The sequence below is a fragment of the Staphylococcus sp. GDY8P45P genome, from assembly GCF_017892745.1.
Classification (GTDB): domain Bacteria; phylum Bacillota; class Bacilli; order Staphylococcales; family Staphylococcaceae; genus Staphylococcus; species Staphylococcus cohnii.
Map to the genome: position 1 here is coordinate 330,213 of NZ_JAESLS010000009.1, position 19,213 is coordinate 349,425.

Sequence of the window (19,213 nt, forward strand, 5' to 3'; positions counted from 1 at the left end):
CGGTTCGTATATAATGAATGGAGGACAATTTTTATGCATACATTTTTCATGATCATTTTAATTTTAGATTGTATTGCATTAGTGACTGTTGTATTACTCCAAGAAGGTAAAAGTAATGGACTATCAGGTGCGATAAGCGGTGGCGCTGAACAGTTATTTGGTAAACAAAAACAACGTGGCGTTGATTTATTCTTGCATAGATTAACAATTGTATTGTCTGTCATTTTCTTCTTGTTAATGTTAGGCATAAGTTATTTTGGTTTATAAGGTCCGACAATGTAAAAGTCGGGCTTTTTTATTTATAATAGAAGTATTCGGCTTTTAAATGCTTCAAAGTAGGGAATATATTTTGAGTACAACTGATATCATATTTATTTTAATAGCTTGGACGAAAGGATTGAATCACGATGCAAATTAGATTACCAGAACCATTCTTTTTTGAAGAAGGTAATCGCGCTGTATTACTTTTACACGGTTTTACAGGAAATTCTTCAGATGTAAGACAATTAGGTCGATTCTTACAAAAAAAGGGTTACACTTCTTATGCGCCACAATATGACGGGCATGCAGCACCACCAGAAGAGATACTTCAATCTAGTCCATTTGCATGGTATAAAGATGCGATAGATGGATATGAATTCCTTGTGGATAAAGGATATGATGAAATTGTGGTGGCTGGCTTATCACTTGGTGGTTGTTATGCATTGAAAATAAGCTTAGATAGAGATGTAAAGGGTATTATAACAATGTGTTCACCTATGCATATTAAGACTGAAGGTGCAATGTTTGATGGTGTCTTAACGTATGCACGTAATTTTAAAAAATACGAAGGCAAAGATGAAACAACAGTAGAAAGAGAAATGGATGCGTTTCATCCAACAGATACTTTAAAAGATTTACAAGGTCAAATTCAAAGTATACGTAATCAAGTAGATGAGGTTATGGATCCGCTACTGGTTATCCAAGGTGAGCAAGATCAAATGATTAATACAGATTCTGCTAACATTATATACAATGAAAGCGACTCAGATGATAAAGAGATTAAATGGTATGCGAATTCAGGACATGTCATTACAATTGATAAAGAAAAAGAACAAGTTTTTGAAGATATATACCAATTCTTAGAATCATTATATTGGTCCAAATAAATTTACAGTATTTAATAAAAGAAAGGAGGGGCATAATGAATTTAAAGCAATCCATTGAAGAAATTATTAAACAACCAGATTATGAACCCATGTCTGTATCAGATTTTCAAGATGCATTAGGTTTAAATAGTGCCGACTCATTTAGAGACTTAATCAAGGTACTTGTTGAATTAGAACAAACAGGATTAATTCAACGTACAAAGACAGACAGATACCAACGTCAGGAATCTAAAAAATCAAAGCAATCGAAATTAATACAAGGTACACTTAGCCAAAATAAAAAAGGTTTTGCATTCTTACGTCCTGAAGACAATGATATGGATGATGTCTTTATCCCACCTACGAAAATTAATCGTGCAATGGATGGAGATACCGTACTTGTCGAATTACAAAACTCTAAAGGTGAACATAAAGGTAAGCTAGAAGGTGAAGTGAAATCAATTGAAAAGCACTCTGTTACGCAAGTAGTGGGTACGTACAGTGAAGCTCGACATTTTGGTTTCGTGTTACCTGATGATAAACGCATTATGCAAGATGTCTTTATTCCCAAAGGCCATAATTTAGGTGCGATAGATGGACATAAAGTCTTAGTACAAATCACAAAATATGCGGACGGTACCGATAACCCAGAAGGACAAGTTTCTGCAATTTTAGGCCATAAAAATGATCCAGGCGTCGATATCTTGTCGATTATCTATCAACATGGTATTGAAATTGAATTCCCAGATAAAGTGTTAGAGGAAGCTGAAGCTGTTCCAGATGAAATTAAACCATCTGAAATCGAAGGACGTCGTGATTTAAGAAATGAGCTAACCATTACAATTGATGGTGCAGACGCTAAAGACTTAGATGACGCGATTAGCGTGAAAAAGTTAGATAATGGACATACGCAATTAACGGTAAGTATCGCTGATGTCAGTTATTATGTAACAGAGGGGTCAGCGTTAAATGAAGAAGCGTATGACCGTGCAACGAGTGTTTATTTAGTAGACCGTGTGATTCCAATGATACCTCATCGACTAAGTAATGGCATTTGTTCATTAAATCCACAAGTGGATAGATTAACTTTAAGTTGTCAGATGGAATTAGATGAACGTGGTCATGTGGTTAATCATGAAATCTTTGATAGTGTGATTCATTCTAATTATCGTATGACTTATGATGAAGTGAATGAAATTATTACAGATCAAAATGAAGACACGCGCAAACAATATAACGAAGTTACACCAATGCTAGATTTAGCTAAAGACTTATCAGAACGTTTAATCAATATGCGCAGACGCCGCGGTGAAATTGACTTCGATATCAGTGAAGCCAAAGTACTTGTCAATGATGAAGGTATCCCAACAGACGTAGAATTAAGAAAACGCGGTGAAGGTGAACGTCTCATCGAATCGTTTATGTTAGCAGCCAATGAAACGATAGCAGAATACTTTGATCGTTTAAATGTGCCATTTATATATCGTGTTCACGAGCAACCAAAATCAGAACGTTTACGTCAATTCTTTGATTTTATTACTAACTTTGGTTTAATGATTAAAGGTACTGGTGAAGAAGTTCACCCATCAACTTTACAAAAAATTCAACAAGAAGTAGAAGGCCAACCAGAGCAAATGGTCATTTCTACAATGATGTTACGTTCAATGCAACAAGCACGTTATGATGATGTGAACCTAGGTCACTTCGGTCTGTCAGCAGAGCACTATACACACTTCACGTCACCGATTCGTAGATATCCAGATTTAATCGTGCATAGACTCATTCGTAAATATCTTATTGATAAAACAATGGATGATAAAACACTTAATAAATGGGAAGAAGCATTACCAGAAATTGCTGATCATACATCACAAAGAGAACGAAGAGCGATCGAAGCAGAACGTGACACAGATGAACTGAAAAAAGCAGAATACATGGTTCAACATATTGGAGAAGAATATGAGGGTATCATTAGTTCTGTGGCTAATTTTGGTATGTTTATCGAATTGCCGAATACAATCGAAGGTATGGTACATGTATCAGAGATGACAGACGATTATTATCACTTCGATGAACGTCAAATGGCAATGATTGGAGAACGCCAAGCTAAAGTCTTTCGCATCGGTGATCCAGTTACAATCAAAGTTGTTAACGTAGATGTTGATGAGCGTATGATTGATTTCCAAATTGTTGGTATGCCATTACCGAAAAAAGAGCGCAGCCCAAGACCTTCACGTGGTAAGACCATTCAAGCGAAACCACGTGGTCAATCATTAGATAATTCAAATAACGATAAAAAGGGCAAGAAAAACCAACGTAAAGGTAAAAACCAACGCAATAAAAACAAGTCAGCAAGTGGTAATACCAAACACAAACCATTTTACAAAGATAAAAAAGTAAAAAATAAAGCTCGTAAGAAGAAAAAATAATTCAACAAAGAGGTGAAACTCAATGCCAAAGAAAAAATCACCAGGAACATTAGCTGAAAATCGTAAGGCTAGACATGATTTTAATATAGAAGATACGATTGAAGCGGGCATTGTGTTGAAAGGGACAGAAATTAAGTCCATTCGTCGTGGCAGTGCAAACCTTAAAGATAGCTATGCGCAAGTAAATCGTGGCGAAATGTTTTTAAATAATATGCACATTGCCCCATATGAAGAAGGAAATCGATTTAACCATGACCCGCGTCGTTCACGTAAATTACTATTACACAAACGTGAAATAGCAAAATTAGGGGAACGCACAAGAGAAATTGGTTATTCCATCATTCCTTTAAAACTCTATTTAAAACACGGTCAATGCAAAGTTTTACTTGGTGTTGCAAGAGGTAAGAAAAGACATGATAAACGTCAAGCATTGAAAGAAAAAGCAATGAAGCGCGACGTAGATAGAGCACTTAAAGCGCGTTATTAAGCGAAAATATTGCCAAAGACATTGATCTTTGGTAATATAATATGTGCTTTCTGAAAAAGATAGATGATTAAATCTGCAGAAAGTACATTATATTATTACGGGGGCGTTTTTGGATTCGACAGGGGTCCCCGAGCTAGTTAAGCGTGTCGGAGGGCTGTCTCCGCACCAACACACACAGTTAAAAATTAACTGACAAATCAAACAATAATTTCGCAGTAGCTGCCTAATAGCACTCTGCATCGCCTAACTGCATTTCCTATGTGCAGTTAACGCGATTCAACCTTAATAGGATACGCTAGGCACTGCCGTTTGAAGTCTGCCTAGAAGAGATTAATCGAACTAGCATAATGTCGGCTGTCTATCACCTAACATTATGCGAAATACCTTGATAGACTACACACGTAGAAAGATTAGTATCAGGACCTCTGGACGCGGGTTCGAATCCCGCCGTCTCCACTATAGAGTCTGCAACCCATGTGGTTGTAGGCTTTTTTCATGTATAAACATTTTGAAATTTATTGAGAGTTGTTCTAGAAAGATAACTTCGTAATTATCATAACATGGTAGATAGTTATAAGAATAAATCACGTGATATGGATGAACTTCAATATATGAACTTAGGAACGATTGTAAAAGGCACTACAACAGTTTATAACGATTGTGATATTAAAGTACAACAGATTATTAAATTGTCATGGTGGGATGATAAGAAGTACACAGATGAAGTTATAGCTGATTTGATGTGCATAAGTGAATTAACGTTAAGACATGCAAAAGAAGTTATATTAAAACGTGTTGCGAAAGCAGTAGATTATGTACGAAGTATGATAAAGGTACTGTAAAAGAATTTATATTGAATTACCACAAGATACAAGATAATAGAGTTTCATGTGATGAAGATGTCGGGATTGATGACTTCTTTAATGTTAACGATCAAGCAGAAACTCATGAGATAGATAATAATAATGTAGAAGAAAGTATATTTTATAATGAAATAGAAACTGTTATAGAAAGAGTAGCGACTGAAAAGGAACATAATTTATTTTTATTACTATGTAATGGTGTGAGTTTTGAAAAGATAGGTAATATATTCGGAGTTAAAGCACCTAGAGTTAAGCAGATGTTAAATGAGTTGTTGGATAAGATAGCGTATTAATTATCTAGGATAGGCACATAGCGGTGCTTGCCTTATTTTTCACGTTTTAATACACATTTTATAAAATTAAAATCAATTTATTTTATTATACAGTTTGGAAGTAAAATTAAATGTCTAGGGAATTTATAATTAATTGTTAGAAAATTGTGTTAAATTATACTCAAGTCAAACAATTAAGGAGTGATAAAAATGTATGCTGGTCCTTTTTCACTTACTGGTATGATAGATACAGTCAAAGCTGCTGTAAATGCAGTTTCAAACCTTGTTTCCTAATACTTGTTTGCTTACTAACCACTCACACATGTCACTGGGTGGTTATTTTTTATTTTACATACACGAACAAACGTTCTATTATGTTTATTGAGGTGATACTATGATGCCAGATAAATATAAAATGAAACGGACTATCGTAAAATACCACGTGAATATCTTAATCCACGCATACCAAAAGGACGCGGCATGGTAAAATGGCAGCCATTTAAGACTATGGCTGAACAGTATGAGAGATTAGAGCAGTATGTTGAGGACCAGAACAAAATAGATAAACCTTTATTAAGCGATGACCAACTGTATGAATTGAACGAAGCTTTAATGTTCAAAATGCTCAATGATCCCGAAGTGATTATTAGTTTTTATGAAGGTGGATATATTAAAAATATAGAAGGTTACATTCGCAAAGTAATTGACTATGAACAATTGTTATATTTATATGAAGAAACTGCTGAATTTAAAAGATATTGTGGAGATAAAATAAGCCCACCTAAATGAATAGGTGGGGTATTTTATTAATATAAATTACAGTAAGGTGACCTTAAATATTATTGACCGTATTGTTGTTCATAATATTCTATAGCTTCCATTATTTCTTCGCTATCATTACCCTCATAAGTACCATTTAAAATTTCTTGTTTTAATTGAGTTTCACCAGAGGATAACCCATTTGCGGAATTTTCTCTCCATTCCTGATTTTGTTGAATGTAATTATTTTCATTGGTAGTGTTATTTTGTTTATTTGATTGTGTGTTTTGTTGTGGTTGTGCTTGTCTAGGTGCTTCTTGTGTTTGTGTTGTATCTTGTTCAGATTGCTGCACAGGTTGCTGTTCTTGCGATTGAACAGGTTGTTGTTCCTGTGATTGAATAGGTTGTTGTTGGAAGTCTACGGGCGCTTGTTGTGTATTAGGCGTTTGTTGTTCTTGTGACTGTACATTTTCTTGAGCAGTAGGCTGTTCTTGTGTATTTTCGTTTTCTGCTACTTGCTTAGTATCTTCGTTAGATTTTTCATCGTCAGATTTATCTTCTTTAGTATCGTCAGACTTCTTATCATTTTTCTTCTTGTCGTCTTTTTCAGATGATTTAGTTTCCTTTTTATCATCCAATCGGCTTTCTTCTTTATTCCCGCATGCTGCTAAAACTAAGAAACTGGCTAATAATAAAAATAAGACTTTTTTCATTTATACATCCCCTTAAAAGTAATTAATAACTTAAGTGTACTATACTTACAAAATAAAAGTTATAACAAAAAGTTAAGGTTAAACCTGTTTATTATGAATATACTTATAATATATTTTGATAAAAAGGTTATGATCTACTTCAAATTAAATTAATGGTCATTTTTCAAAGTGGTTATTTTATAAAATGTGAGAATTACAAAAGTTTATTAGCCTTTTTTACAATATCGGTTAGTTCATACAAATTTTTAATGCTATTAGTTCCATAATGCATTTCATTTTCATTGTTTAACCTATAGATACTTTGCATCCCAGCAGACATAGATGCTTCATAATCATTTTTAAAACTATCTCCAACAAACAGACACTCACATAAGTCTACATCTAATTTTTTAGCAGCTTTTTCAAAAATAAGAGAATTAGGCTTTTTGATTTTTTCTCTTTCAGAAACTAAAATCACATCCATGTATTGTTCGATTTTTAATGATTTAATATTATGGTATTGAAATGGATATTTACCATTTGTGATAATACCTAATTTGTAATTATTTGAGCTTAGTATATCTAAAGTATCTTTTAAATTAGGATATGGTAAGCACTGTTCGCAAAAATTATTAATATAATCATCTAGTAAATCATCAACGTTTAAACCAGTAATATTAAAGTTATCGATTAATTGTGCATAAACTTTATCTTTTCAAACATAGCCATTTTGATCTAATTCAATAAATTTATTTTTGAAAGAGTTTTTATCAATATGATTTAAGTAACTAATGAATTTTTCATATTGATAATCAATAAACTTTATTAAAGAAGATTTTCTATCTAAAACTGTTCCATCTAAATCAAATAAAATTGCTTTTATCATAATACACCTCCTTAAATAATAGGTTTGAAAACAAGTCATCTATTTTCTTGAAAAATGTTGATAGTATAAAATAAAGTTAATTAAAAGGATATATAACTCATTTTATATTAAATTTATTCTGAAAATTCAATATCATAGTAAGCCTTAGTCCAATGATGTGGCTGTAATTCATATAGATTTTTGTATTGGAGTTGTTCATTATCAGTTGTTATACCGACTTTAATTTTATTTCCCCAATATAGTAATCTTTCTTGGCATGTACCACATGGGGTAAGTATTTTAAAATCACTATATTCATCATCTCTTACAACACAAATTGAATGAGTTATTATATCTTGATACTTATGTGCTTCTAATATTGCTCCAGTTTCAATACACAAGGCACTAGAAGCGTTTATAATTTCTGGTGCGACTGATGTATATGTGTTTCCATTTTTCGAATAAATTGCAGCTGCACCACCCCATCCATTTGGATAACGTTCTTTGATTAAGGATTTAGCATCTTCGAAAAGTTTTTGTTCAATATTCATAAACATACCTCCAATAAATAATTGTATAAATCAATACTACTATAGTTAAATATAAATAGGGGATGCTTTTTTAAAATATGTATTGATAATTATAGAACACCAAACGAACAACTACACGTATATTCAGTTCTCAATGCAGCACAGAGTGAATGTCAGAAGCATGTTTATAAATTCTAAATTAAATAGTTTATCTAAACTAAAAAGGTCATTACACAAATATAAATATCAATTAAAAATTAATTATTGAGTGCATTAGTTGTTAATATTATTTATGAACAATATTTATTATTATTAGATATTTTAGATGAATTTGTGTAAAATCAATTTTATATACAAGCTATATAATTAAAAAAGGGGGGCATTTTGTGAGCATAGAAGTAATGTCATTTATATCAAATTGTATAATGATTATTTTAAATTTTATTATGGTATTTCTAGCTTATAAAGGTGTTGTCATTCCCATTAGACAAGAAATTGAAAAAAGTAATAGTGAGAAGAAGAAAGAAAAAGAAAAAAGTGAAATGGCTCTTTACTCATTAGATCAAATTGTAGATTTAAGATCATATAGACTGATTGATACATTTTTTTCGCTAAATTTTTATTTAAATTTTAATAGTATTAAAGATAGTGATCAGAGGAATACAAAAGCATTGCTTGAAAATAATGTAGATCATATAACAGAAATTATTACAGTTTTTATCAACCATAACTTACTTAATAAAGTAGATGAAATTCACTGGAAATATAAACAGTTTTTTTCTTCAAATTTTAATATTTTAACTGTTGAAGATATAAAATTGTTAACAAGAAGAATGGAAATTTTACAAAGTGTTAGTGTTGCAATAGAAGATATTTATAAGGTTTTATTGCCAAATGATTTAGATAATAAAGACAAAAATAATATTAAGGATAATATAAATCAAATTGCTAATTCAACATTGAAGAAAGATGAACTGGGAAAAATAAAGTCATGTATGAGTACATTTGTTACTTTAGATAGATTCGTGGAGAATATAGGGAAGATAAATGTTCCATTGAAAACTTAAAATTAGAGTTATAGAAATAGGTAGCAACTATAGTATTAAAGATTAGTTGATTATTACAATATAATAAATACTTTGTTTGAGATAATCCGTATTTATAATTTTAATAGAAAGCGATAATACAGATAAAAGTGTACAAATTTATGTTGTTTTTTCAATTTTAACATTTTACACCCATTTAGCAAGTCAATGTAAACGTTGATTTGACAATGCTTATAGCGACTTTTAAATGTATACATAATCGCTTTAATGAACTCCCGACGTCTCCATATTAGAGCACTCAACCATTGGGGTTGAGTGCTTTTTACTTGTATAAAGATTTGAAATTTATTGAGAGTTGTTTTAGAAAGATAACTGCGTAATTATCATGGCATGGTAGATACTTATAAGAATAAACCTAGTGATATGGATGAGTACCAATATATGAATTTAGAATCGATTGTAAAAGGCATTACAGAGGTATACAACAATAGCCAAGTAAAAAGTGCAACAGATTATTAAATTGTCATGGTGGGACGATAACAACCATACAGAGAACTTTATAGTTGATGTGATGGGTATAAGTGAATTAACGTTAAGACATGCAAAAGAAGTTATATTAAAACGTGTTGCAAAAGCAGTAGGTTATGTATGAATTATGATAAAGCAACAGTGAAGGAGTTTATATTGAACTATCACAAAGCAATGAATAATAGTGATGAGCGTGACGATGATACAAGTGTGGATGACTTTTTTAGTGTGAATGATCAAGTGGAATCGCATGAAATAGATAATAGTTATATTGAAGAAAGTATATTTTATATTGAAATAGAAGCAACTATTGAAAGAGTAACGACTGAAAAAGAACACAATTTATTTTTACTACTTTGTAACTGTGTTAGCTTTGAAAAGATAGGTAATATATTTGGAGTTAAAGCACTTAGAGTTAACCAGATGTTAAATGAGTTGTTGGATAAGATAGCGTATTAATTATCGAGGGTACACAAATAGCGGTGCTTGCCCTGTTTTTTACGTCTTAATACATATTTTATAAAATTAAAATCAATTTATTTTATTATACAGTTTGGAAAAGAAATTAAGCGTTTAAGAAAAACAAATATTAAAACAAATAAATTTTGTTAATATTTGTTTATATTCAAATGACAGGGGGGGATAGTAAAAATGGAGACAGTAATAAATGCAGTAGGATCTGCAGTTAAATGGGTTGCGAATAATCCAGACACTGTAGTGAAAGTAGTAAACTTTGTTAAAGACCATATTTAAAAAAGTTTAAACTACATACTTAGTGAAACACGTCTCATCTAAATAAATAGATGGGGCGTTTATTTATTTAAATATGCTTACATTCACAGGGTCGGCGTTCACACTCAGATACTACATTTATATGAAGAAATTTGAATATGTAAGTTGAATTTAAAAGATATTGTGGAGATAAAATAAAAAAGGCATAGTTAAATGCCCATATAAAAATATGTTAAATAAAATTATCAATCATATAATTCAAGATAACTATCTGTAAATTCTTCTGATGAAATTTCTCCATTGTCTCTTTGTTGTTGCAATTCTGCAGCTTTATTCTGAATTTCATCGTACTCTTCACGAGAATATCCTTGATTTTCCATCTCTTCATAGTTTGCTTCTTCTTGGTCTTTTTGTTGTTCAGGTGTTAAACAACCACCAACTGTACAATAAGTACCATCATCTTTATATTCACCAAACATTACATCACCAGCAGGTACATTTGATTGCTCGTTATTAGCTACTTGTGATTTTTGTTGTTCTTCAGATTGTTGTGCTGTCTGTTGTTCTTGTGTATTCACTTGTTCTTGTGATTGAACAGGTTGTTCATTAATTTTATCTTGTGTTGCTACTTCTTCATTAGAGCTATCATCTGATTTGTCTTTTTTATCCTCAGATTTTTTATCATCTTTCTTTTTGTCAGCCTTTTCGGATGACTTCGTTTCCTTCTTATCTTCTGATTTATTTTCTTCATTATTTCCACATGCTGCTAATAATAAAAAACTAGCTAATAATAAAAATAAGATTTTTTTCATTTAATGCTCTCCTTTAAAAATAAATTATTAACTTAATTGTACTATACATAAAAAATAAAAGTGATAACAAAAAGTTATGATGATTATTATTTTTTGTGAAAATACTTATAGTTATATGTAAATCAAATACGATTATTGTACATCAAACGAATAACTTATATGTTTATACATTTTTTGATACATCACAGACGAATGTTAGGAACATAATTACTTAATGGCAAAGGTTTACGTTTACTCTAAGCGATTTATCATTTTGAATTATTGTATGAATGTAACGGGAAAATTTAGAAGTTAAAAACATATAAATACTAAAATACGAAAGAAAAAAGCGACTTTTAAAATAACACATAAGAATCATTAATGGTCTAAAAAATTTAGAATTTTATTCATGGTGAACATTATATAAAGTATCTAATTTGCAATGCTAAGTAATTAGTTGGATAATTAATTTATAATACTTACACAGGGTGAATATAGATGGACGAAATTTTTGTTTTTAAAATAAAAACGAACGATGGAAATATGTTTCGTGAGTATGTAGAAAATATTTGGCAAATTAGTGAAACAGTGGCATTAAAAAGGTTTGAAAAAGCGATTAAAAAGCATGAATACTTTTACTTAAAAGATAGTGGTAGATATATTAATGTGAGTAAAATTATTTCAATAGACATAGAACTTTTGAACGACAATCATTAAGTTATATATAGCAGCATAGTTTATTAAATTATCGGTGTGAAATATAAGTTGAATTATAAAAATGATTGAGAAATTTTGCAGAAACAGTAAAGTAATCATTTCATGTATTTAAGGAATTGAATATATTATGAGTAAACGAGTTTAAGTTATTTTTAAAATTTAACTTCAACTCCAATAAAAAGCTTTCATCTATGATGGTTGAGAGCTTATTTTTGTTTCAGGTGTTCGAAACGAGTTTTTCTTATATTTATGTTTATTGATTGGAAGGCAAGTGCATATGTGCTTGCTCTGTTTTTATAGTAAAAAGGGAAGCTATAATATTACATGCGAATAACTTAAGTTTCAAAATTTTTTGTGAGTATTTAATTTGAACAAGTGTCAAAGTTTATGATATCTTACGGTCTCGTAAATAGTACGGCAATAGGGACGACAGCAAGTGATTCTTAGTTAACTAACATAAATTATTTGTTTTTTTAAAATGATTTTAGTATATTCACTAAACGCAATATATTCATTGATATTTATAGTATATTGTATCTACATCATCCAAGCATCACATTGAGTGGTGGTTAATTTACAAAAACTTATTATGAATCTTGCATTGAATTTACAAATTTAATTTAAAATGAATATAAGTTAGAAGGTGATCGTACTATGAAATATAAAATAAAAAAGCTAATTAAAAAATATGCTGAAAATGGGAAAATGGAAAAGTTACTTCATAAAGTGAATGACAGTATAATGAAGAAAACTGGCAAAGATTATTCGAAATATATTAATAAAGTTATAATAAAACTAAAAAAGTAGTATTGTAGAAAGGATACTTTAATTGAATGAATTTAATGAAAAAGTAGTTGGTTATTTTACAAAGCTGTTATTTTTATTATTAAATCTTTGTATAGCATTATTAGCAATAATTTTAATAGTATTTTTATTTAAAGAAATTATCGAAATGATTAATAGCTTTTTAATAAATAAAACAGTTAAATATAATTATGTAGTAGAAAAAATGTTGGTAGCATTTATGCATATTGAGTTTATAATATTGATTATTCAATATTTCAAAAGAAATTATCATTTTTCATTACAGTTTTTTATTTATGTCGGAATAACAGCAGTTATAAGGTTTATTATAGTGGAGCACTATAATGCAATAGAGACAATGATTTTATCTTTAACAATCGTTGTGTTAATCATAGCATTATATTTATTGAAAAAAACTTCATTAGATTAATCCAATAAAGTTTGGAAGAGATCAAGATTTGATTTCTTCTCAATCACACATATCATCAAAAACGTCTAACTATGTTAGGCGTTTTTTGATGAAAATATATAGGATAGAGTTAGATGCCCGTAAAAGTATTAATTGATTGGCTTTACTTCATCTAGTATTTCATCCTGTCTTTTTTTCATTTGTTGTTCTTATCATTTATGTTGCTCATTTATCTATTTTCCATGAGTTTTTTCTTCCTTAGGTGTTCTATAAACACCATTCCCTTCATAGTCATACTCTTGTGGTTCTTGTACTTTTGTAATCTGTTGTGGCTGTTCACGATTAGGTTGTTCTGCGTTATTTTGATGTGTTTTATTTGATTTCCTTCATTTAATTATCCTTTCCAAAAATATATTTTTAACATTTTATATTCAACTGAATTTTAAGTGAAAAAAGATAACAATATTGTAAGTACACTTAATTCATTTTGATTGATAAAATAATTTTATATAACGAAAGGAATGAATATAAATGAAGAAGATATTGATTTTAATGCCAGTTGTAATACTAGCTTTAGCAATAATATTAATAGGAATGTATTTAGTATCAAATGGAAAAAAACAAGAAGGAGAAATAGCTGGTTTAATTGATCACATTAACCCCTTAGTTAAAAAGGAAAGCAGTTATGTAAAAACAAAAAAACCTGATGAATTTTTGGAATATGATAGAGTCAGTTACACACAAAAAGCTTATGATGAACAAGGCGAAAGTAGAAATCTTACTTTCACAGCCTCTCAAAGTTTAAAGCTAGATAAATATTTGAAAATAACGCATAAGGGAGCTCATGTAGCTACATATGAAGAAGTTAACAAACAGGATATACCTAAAAAAGCAATTGAAGAAATTGAAAAGTAAAAAATGATAATTTGATAACTCACTTTAAAGGGACTTTCAAACAGTTCCTTTATTTTTATTGATGAACATGAATTAGAATTCTATAGTAAGTCGTAGTTTTACTAGTTTAATCAATGAATCGTAGTCTTGTAATTTTCTAACGATTTGTGAGGTGTTGATTTTGGGAACTCGAAAATTTTAGGAATTATTATAATAAGTAAATAATTGACTTTTTGTAATGAAAGTGTAATATTACAATTGAATCAACCAAGATTCAAAATTTTTACAGGGAGTGTTTAATATGAATAAAGTGTCAAAGATAATGTTATCTTGCAGCCTCGTATTTAGTACAGCAGTAGGTGTAGCAGCAATCGATTCACATCAATCACAAACCCAAGCAGCAGAAACGCCATATTATAATTATACAGGTTATACATCAGCAAATAGTGAATTTATTTTGGATCAAGATTTTATTAATGCAATTAAATATGGTAATTTAACAATTAATGGTTATAAAATTACAAATAGTGACGCAGAAACAGCTGAGATGGTAGATATATATGATCAATCATTTCGTAAAACTGGCGAAAATAAAGCAGATGCTGTTACTTTTGATTTAGATGGTAAATCTGTTTCAAAAAATGATTTGTTAACAGTATATGGTCCTTCAGATGTAACCGACACACCAGCAGGACATATGTATGAACGTAATTATAACGGTACGTCAATTAAATTTTATGTAAACGATGGTTATGTAACCAAAGTACAAATTAATACTTAAAGTGAAATATAAAGGGAATACTAAACAATCAATCGAATTTAATAAATAATGTAGTTAATGAAAGTGTATTTTTATCACATGTATGTCATTCTTAAATTTCTTAGCAGTGTGCACTTTACAAATGTACAAGACATTAAGTGATTAATAGAAAATAGGCAATGCTATTGGTTCTTTTTATAAAACTGAATTTCTAATAAACAAACGCTCACCAATTGGTGGGCGTTTTTGTAATAAAAAATATTTTTAGTGTGACTTTAATAGGTTAAGGATATAATTATATACACAATTTTGGAAGTAAGGATTTAAGCATGTTCTTTGAGAAGGAATTAACTTTTAATTATAAATTTAGTTTTAACAATTTTTATGCGTTGTCATAAAAGGTAAGTACGTTTGTCTAAAATTCATTTGGCATATTAGTCCTTCTGAGGTCTTAAAATATAAAAATAAAAAACCAAAAATATGATGATTGATGGTGGTAAACTTATAGATATTGTTTTTAAAAATTCGTTACTGATTAAAATCAATGTTTCGAAATTAGAAGCGTTCATAATTTTATTAATTCCTGTTTCTGATGGTCTGATTAAAATTGTAATAAATGTTATTATCAAGAAAAAAACAATGGAATATTTTAGACTTTTTTTAAATCTCATAAAGCACCTCTCTTTGATATAGCGTGATATTGAAACATGTATGACAAATGTATTATTTGCTCATATTATATAATAATAATTTATATATGTCACAGTGTTATCGAATTTTATTATAAAAGCGTTGTAAAATCTAATTCTATTTTATGTTACATAGAATTATACCTATTTTGAAGCCACCTTTAAAGGTGGTTATTTATAATGAACGGTAAATTATTTTAGGATAAATCGTTTATATGTATATTGTTTTGGTTATATTTAAGAAAGTCTGAAATTGGAAAGGTGTATTGTAAAATGGAGAAATTAAATCAGGTCATGCTATATGTAGATGATCAGTCAAAAGCTGTTGATTTTTGGAAAAATATAATGGAATTTGTCGTTTTATCAGAAGAAACATTAGCAGAAGGATATAAAGCAGTAGAAATAGCACCCAATAATGAGGCCGAAACATCGATTTCTATTATGGAAAAAGCATTTATTAAAAAATATAGTCCAGAAGTTAATTTGGGTACACCATCACTTATGTTTAAAGCATCAAATTTCGATGAACTTTATGAAAAGTTAAAAGCTAAAGGCTTAACTGGACATGATATTATTGAAATGTCAGGAACTCGGGTATTTAATTTTCAAGATGGACAAGGTAACTATTTCGCCGTAAGTGAATAGCATTTATTATTTTCTTGAAATAAATAACTGCCGTCAATAGGACTGAAACCAAATCGATGAAATTCGTTTGGTTTTGGTCCTTTTTAATAATCGCAAGCATATTTATTATACCTTGTGGGGGTATATGTTATAATCATTAATGCTAAGAGAATAACGTTACACTCTATAAGGAGGATAAAACATGACAAATTCAAATAATCATGAATCACGCGATCATCATGATCATGGGATGCATGAGGAACATCATACACAGCATCATGAAGGACATGATATGCATGATCACCAGGGACATCACCATGGCAATTTTAAGCGTAAATTTTTTATATCACTGTTATTTGCTATACCAATCGTCATTTTATCACCAATGATGGGAATAAAATTACCGTTTCAATTCTCATTTAATGGTTCCGATTGGATCGTATTAGTGCTTGCCACAATATTGTTTTTCTATGGTGGTAAACCTTTTTTAACTGGTGCCAAAGATGAACTTTTATCTAAAAAGCCTGGTATGATGACGCTTGTTGCGTTAGGTATTTCTGTAGCATATATTTATAGTTTATATGCATTTTATATGAATCATTTTAGCCATGCATCTGGGCATGTTATGGATTTCTTCTGGGAATTAGCTACATTAATATTGATTATGTTGTTAGGACATTGGATTGAAATGAATACAGTTGGTAATGCAGGTAATGCTTTGAAAAAAATGGCTGAACTTTTACCTAATAAAGCGATAAGAGTGATAGATTCGGAAGAAAAAGAAGAGGTTTCTATATCTGAAATTTCAGCGAATGATATTGTGGAAGTAAAAGCTGGAGAATGCATACCGGCAGACGGAGTGATAACTCAAGGAAGTACCTCAGTAGATGAATCATTAGTAACAGGAGAATCTAAGCAAGTAGTTAAAAATGAACAAGATGAAGTTATCGGTGGTTCAATTAATGGTTCAGGCACGGTACATGTCAAAGTAACTGCTACAGGAGAGAATGGCTATTTATCACAAGTGATGGGATTAGTAAATCAAGCACAAAATGATAAGTCTGATGCGGAATTATTATCAGATAAAGTAGCGGGTTATCTATTTTATTTTGCAGTAAGTGTTGGTTTAATAGCATTTATCGTGTGGATGCTTATCCATAATAATATAGATTTTGCTTTGGAAAGATTAGTGACGGTATTGGTTATAGCTTGTCCTCATGCACTGGGATTAGCTATACCTCTAGTTACGGCGCGTTCTACTTCTATTGGCGCACATAATGGATTAATCATAAAAAATAGATCTTCTGTTGAATTAGCTCAATATATTGACTATATTATGATGGATAAAACAGGCACTTTAACAGAAGGTGATTTTTCAGTGAATCATTATGAAAGTTATACAGATCAAAGTGATAATGAAGCAATCTTATCTTTATTTGCTTCATTGGAAAGTAATTCCAATCATCCACTCGCTTTAGGTATCGTGACATTTGCTAAAAGTAAAGGTATCAAAATTAAAAATCCTCAAGAAGTTACCAATATACCAGGTGTTGGATTAGAAGGTATAATTGAAAATCAAAAATATAAAATTACAAATGTAAGCTATTTAGAAAATAACAACTTGAAATATAATATCGAAGAATTTGAAAACCTTGCGAAACAAGGTAACTCAGTTAGCTTTTTAATTAATAACGAAGAAGTAATAGGAGTTATTGCACAAGGGGATAAAATTAAAGAAAGTTCAAGAAAGATGGTTTCAGATTTATTATCAAGAAATATTACGCCAGTGATGTTAACAGGAGATAATAATGAAGTTGCAACTACAGTGGCTAAAGAATTAGGTATTAATGATGTCCATGCACAATTATTACCTGAGGATAAAGAAAAAATTATTCAAGATTATCAAAATAATGGACATAAAGTAATGATGGTTGGTGACGGTATCAATGATGCACCTAGTTTAATTAGAGCGGATATAGGTATGGCTATTGGTGCTGGTACGGACGTTGCTGTTGAATCAGGAGACGTGATTCTTGTTAAAAGTACACCATCAGATATAATTCATTTCCTTTCACTTTCTAAAAATACTATGAGAAAAATGGTTCAAAATTTATGGTGGGGAGCTGGATATAACATTGTTGCTGTACCACTCGCAGCTGGTGTTTTAGCATTTTTAGGGTTAATATTATCTCCTGCTGTCGGAGCAATTTTGATGTCTTTAAGTACGGTTATTGTTGCAATTAATGCAATGACATTAAAATTGAAGTAGAACCACAAAAATTTTGAATGAACGCGTACGAATATAATGACTTGAATAAAGTGGAAAGACACAATCTTTTAAAGGTAAAGTGTTTGTTCCACTTTTTTTTAATTAGTAAACTAGAAATGAATTATGCTAAACTAGTGCTAATTAAAAAGGGGGTATGACATGTCGTTAAAACTGGAGCCTATGACGCAAAAAACTTTTGATGAAATTTATGAAAATAGCATTCATGAATATGCGCATGAACATATAAAAAGTGGTGATTGGGAAGCAGAAGGTGCCATTGAGAGGGCACGTTCAGATTTTGAAAAACTATTGCCTTATGGATTAGCTACTGAAAATCAGGATTTATTTTCTGTTAATTATTTGGATGAAATGATTGGATATTGTTGGTTACATTTTGAGGGGATTAAAAAGAAAACTAAATGTTTTATTTATGATGTACATATTTTTGACAGTTATAGAGGTCAAGGCTTAGGTGAAAAAACGATGCTTTGTTTCGAAGATTATTGCCAAAAAAGAAATATACATCGTATTGGTTTACATGTGTTTGGTCACAACGAGAGGGCAGTATCCTTATACAATAAATTAGGGTTTCAAACTACTAATTATAGAATGGAAAAAGTGATAGGGAATGATACACATTAAAATAAAACGCTAATTTTTAAAAATTTATCAAAAGTTTTAAGTAGGGGAATTTAAAAATCGGTAATCTATGCAAATTGATAACGAAATATTTTTAGAATTAAGCAATTATTTTTAGATGTTTTAATGAATGTTGGTTGGCAATATAAATGAGGTTCAACCTCAACTTAGAATGATTCTATAGGTTTATTACCATAAAGGAAATAAGCGTCCAATGACTTATGACTTTTTATAAAAATAGAGAAGACGTCCCTTTCTATTGGACAGATATAGAAAGAGACTTTTTT

The 19,213-nt window shown here is 30.2% G+C and carries 22 protein-coding genes and 1 other RNA gene; 18 read left to right on the forward strand and 5 right to left on the reverse strand.

Going from position 1 to position 19,213, the window contains the following annotated elements; genetic code table 11:
- The first annotated feature begins 33 nt into the window (after positions 1-33).
- The 8 genes from secG (at position 34) to KA873_RS11445 (ending at position 5,967) form a co-directional block, all read left to right on the forward strand.
- Positions 34-267: a preprotein translocase subunit SecG gene (gene secG, locus KA873_RS11410; protein WP_019469442.1), complete on the forward strand. Its 234-nt coding sequence runs from the start codon at positions 34-36 to the stop codon at positions 265-267.
- Positions 268-407: 140 nt separating this feature from the next.
- The gene (locus KA873_RS11415; RefSeq protein WP_210140413.1) at positions 408-1,148 is read left to right on the forward strand and encodes an alpha/beta hydrolase; all 741 of its coding nucleotides are present in this window, start codon (positions 408-410) and stop codon (positions 1,146-1,148) included.
- Positions 1,149-1,183: 35 nt separating this feature from the next.
- On the forward strand, positions 1,184-3,556 hold the full coding sequence (gene rnr, locus KA873_RS11420; protein WP_210140415.1) for a ribonuclease R: 2,373 nt from the start codon (positions 1,184-1,186) through the stop codon (positions 3,554-3,556).
- A 22-nt stretch (positions 3,557-3,578) separates the two neighbouring features.
- Positions 3,579-4,043: an SsrA-binding protein SmpB gene (smpB, locus tag KA873_RS11425; RefSeq protein ID WP_154409369.1), complete on the forward strand. Its 465-nt coding sequence runs from the start codon at positions 3,579-3,581 to the stop codon at positions 4,041-4,043.
- 99 nt (positions 4,044-4,142) lie between these two features.
- Positions 4,143-4,502, forward strand: a transfer-messenger RNA (tmRNA) gene (ssrA, locus tag KA873_RS11430).
- 101 nt (positions 4,503-4,603) lie between these two features.
- Positions 4,604-4,885 carry a hypothetical protein gene (locus KA873_RS11435; RefSeq protein ID WP_210140417.1) on the forward strand — a complete coding sequence of 94 codons (282 nt, stop codon included), beginning with the start codon at positions 4,604-4,606 and terminating at the stop codon, positions 4,883-4,885.
- Positions 4,886-4,896: 11 nt separating this feature from the next.
- Positions 4,897-5,199, forward strand: coding sequence for a sigma-70 family RNA polymerase sigma factor (locus tag KA873_RS11440; protein WP_245337704.1), 303 nt, complete (start codon positions 4,897-4,899; stop codon positions 5,197-5,199).
- 459 nt (positions 5,200-5,658) lie between these two features.
- Entirely contained in the window at positions 5,659-5,967 is a 309-nt protein-coding gene (locus tag KA873_RS11445; RefSeq protein WP_210140419.1) for a YolD-like family protein, read from the forward strand.
- Between the two features lie 50 nt (positions 5,968-6,017).
- Here the strand turns inward: KA873_RS11445 and KA873_RS11450 are convergent, their stop codons facing one another.
- The 4 genes from KA873_RS11450 to KA873_RS11460 all read right to left on the reverse strand — a co-directional run bounded on the left by KA873_RS11450 (position 6,018) and on the right by KA873_RS11460 (position 8,045).
- Positions 6,018-6,650, reverse strand: coding sequence for a hypothetical protein (locus KA873_RS11450; RefSeq protein ID WP_210140420.1), 633 nt, complete (start codon positions 6,648-6,650; stop codon positions 6,018-6,020).
- Positions 6,651-6,843: 193 nt separating this feature from the next.
- Positions 6,844-7,320: an HAD family hydrolase gene (locus KA873_RS13620; RefSeq protein WP_285159973.1), complete on the reverse strand. Its 477-nt coding sequence runs from the start codon at positions 7,318-7,320 to the stop codon at positions 6,844-6,846.
- Positions 7,321-7,344: 24 nt separating this feature from the next.
- Entirely contained in the window at positions 7,345-7,515 is a 171-nt protein-coding gene (locus tag KA873_RS13625; protein WP_245337705.1) for a hypothetical protein, read from the reverse strand.
- A 113-nt stretch (positions 7,516-7,628) separates the two neighbouring features.
- The gene (locus KA873_RS11460) at positions 7,629-8,045 is read right to left on the reverse strand and encodes a cytidine deaminase (protein ID WP_210140421.1); all 417 of its coding nucleotides are present in this window, start codon (positions 8,043-8,045) and stop codon (positions 7,629-7,631) included.
- A gap of 365 nt (positions 8,046-8,410) precedes the next feature.
- On the opposite strand from KA873_RS11460, the gene KA873_RS11465 reads away from it, so the two are divergent.
- From KA873_RS11465 to KA873_RS11475, 3 genes are all read left to right on the forward strand, one after another.
- Entirely contained in the window at positions 8,411-9,091 is a 681-nt protein-coding gene (locus tag KA873_RS11465) for a hypothetical protein (RefSeq protein WP_210140422.1), read from the forward strand.
- Positions 9,092-9,572: 481 nt separating this feature from the next.
- Complete coding sequence (locus tag KA873_RS13630) at positions 9,573-9,722, forward strand: hypothetical protein (protein WP_245337706.1); 150 nt, start codon at positions 9,573-9,575, stop codon at positions 9,720-9,722.
- Complete coding sequence (locus KA873_RS11475) at positions 9,719-10,057, forward strand: sigma-70 family RNA polymerase sigma factor (RefSeq protein WP_210140423.1); 339 nt, start codon at positions 9,719-9,721, stop codon at positions 10,055-10,057. Before KA873_RS13630 ends, KA873_RS11475 begins: the two co-directional genes overlap by 4 nt.
- A 518-nt stretch (positions 10,058-10,575) precedes the next feature.
- Here the strand turns inward: KA873_RS11475 and KA873_RS13635 are convergent.
- Positions 10,576-11,142 (reverse strand): hypothetical protein, encoded by a 567-nt coding sequence (locus KA873_RS13635; RefSeq protein WP_245337707.1) that lies wholly within the window; start codon positions 11,140-11,142, stop codon positions 10,576-10,578.
- 477 nt (positions 11,143-11,619) lie between these two features.
- Here KA873_RS13635 and KA873_RS11485 point away from each other — a divergent pair, with 477 nt between their 5' ends.
- The 7 genes from KA873_RS11485 to KA873_RS11515 all read left to right on the forward strand — a co-directional run bounded on the left by KA873_RS11485 (position 11,620) and on the right by KA873_RS11515 (position 18,929).
- Positions 11,620-11,838: a hypothetical protein gene (locus tag KA873_RS11485; protein ID WP_210140429.1), complete on the forward strand. Its 219-nt coding sequence runs from the start codon at positions 11,620-11,622 to the stop codon at positions 11,836-11,838.
- Positions 11,839-12,667: 829 nt separating this feature from the next.
- A complete protein-coding gene (locus KA873_RS11490; protein ID WP_107523733.1) occupies positions 12,668-13,072 on the forward strand; it encodes a phosphate-starvation-inducible PsiE family protein in 405 nt (134 codons plus the stop codon).
- Between the two features lie 510 nt (positions 13,073-13,582).
- Positions 13,583-13,966 carry a YxeA family protein gene (locus KA873_RS11495; protein ID WP_107505350.1) on the forward strand — a complete coding sequence of 128 codons (384 nt, stop codon included), beginning with the start codon at positions 13,583-13,585 and terminating at the stop codon, positions 13,964-13,966.
- Between the two features lie 280 nt (positions 13,967-14,246).
- On the forward strand, positions 14,247-14,726 hold the full coding sequence (gene isaB / locus KA873_RS11500; RefSeq protein ID WP_210140431.1) for an immunodominant staphylococcal antigen IsaB family protein: 480 nt from the start codon (positions 14,247-14,249) through the stop codon (positions 14,724-14,726).
- 941 nt (positions 14,727-15,667) lie between these two features.
- Positions 15,668-16,039, forward strand: coding sequence for a VOC family protein (locus KA873_RS11505; protein WP_210140432.1), 372 nt, complete (start codon positions 15,668-15,670; stop codon positions 16,037-16,039).
- Positions 16,040-16,220: 181 nt separating this feature from the next.
- Positions 16,221-18,287 (forward strand): heavy metal translocating P-type ATPase, encoded by a 2,067-nt coding sequence (locus tag KA873_RS11510; protein WP_210140433.1) that lies wholly within the window; start codon positions 16,221-16,223, stop codon positions 18,285-18,287.
- A 159-nt stretch (positions 18,288-18,446) separates the two neighbouring features.
- The gene (locus tag KA873_RS11515; RefSeq protein ID WP_210140435.1) at positions 18,447-18,929 is read left to right on the forward strand and encodes a GNAT family N-acetyltransferase; all 483 of its coding nucleotides are present in this window, start codon (positions 18,447-18,449) and stop codon (positions 18,927-18,929) included.
- Positions 18,930-19,213: the final 284 nt, after the last annotated feature.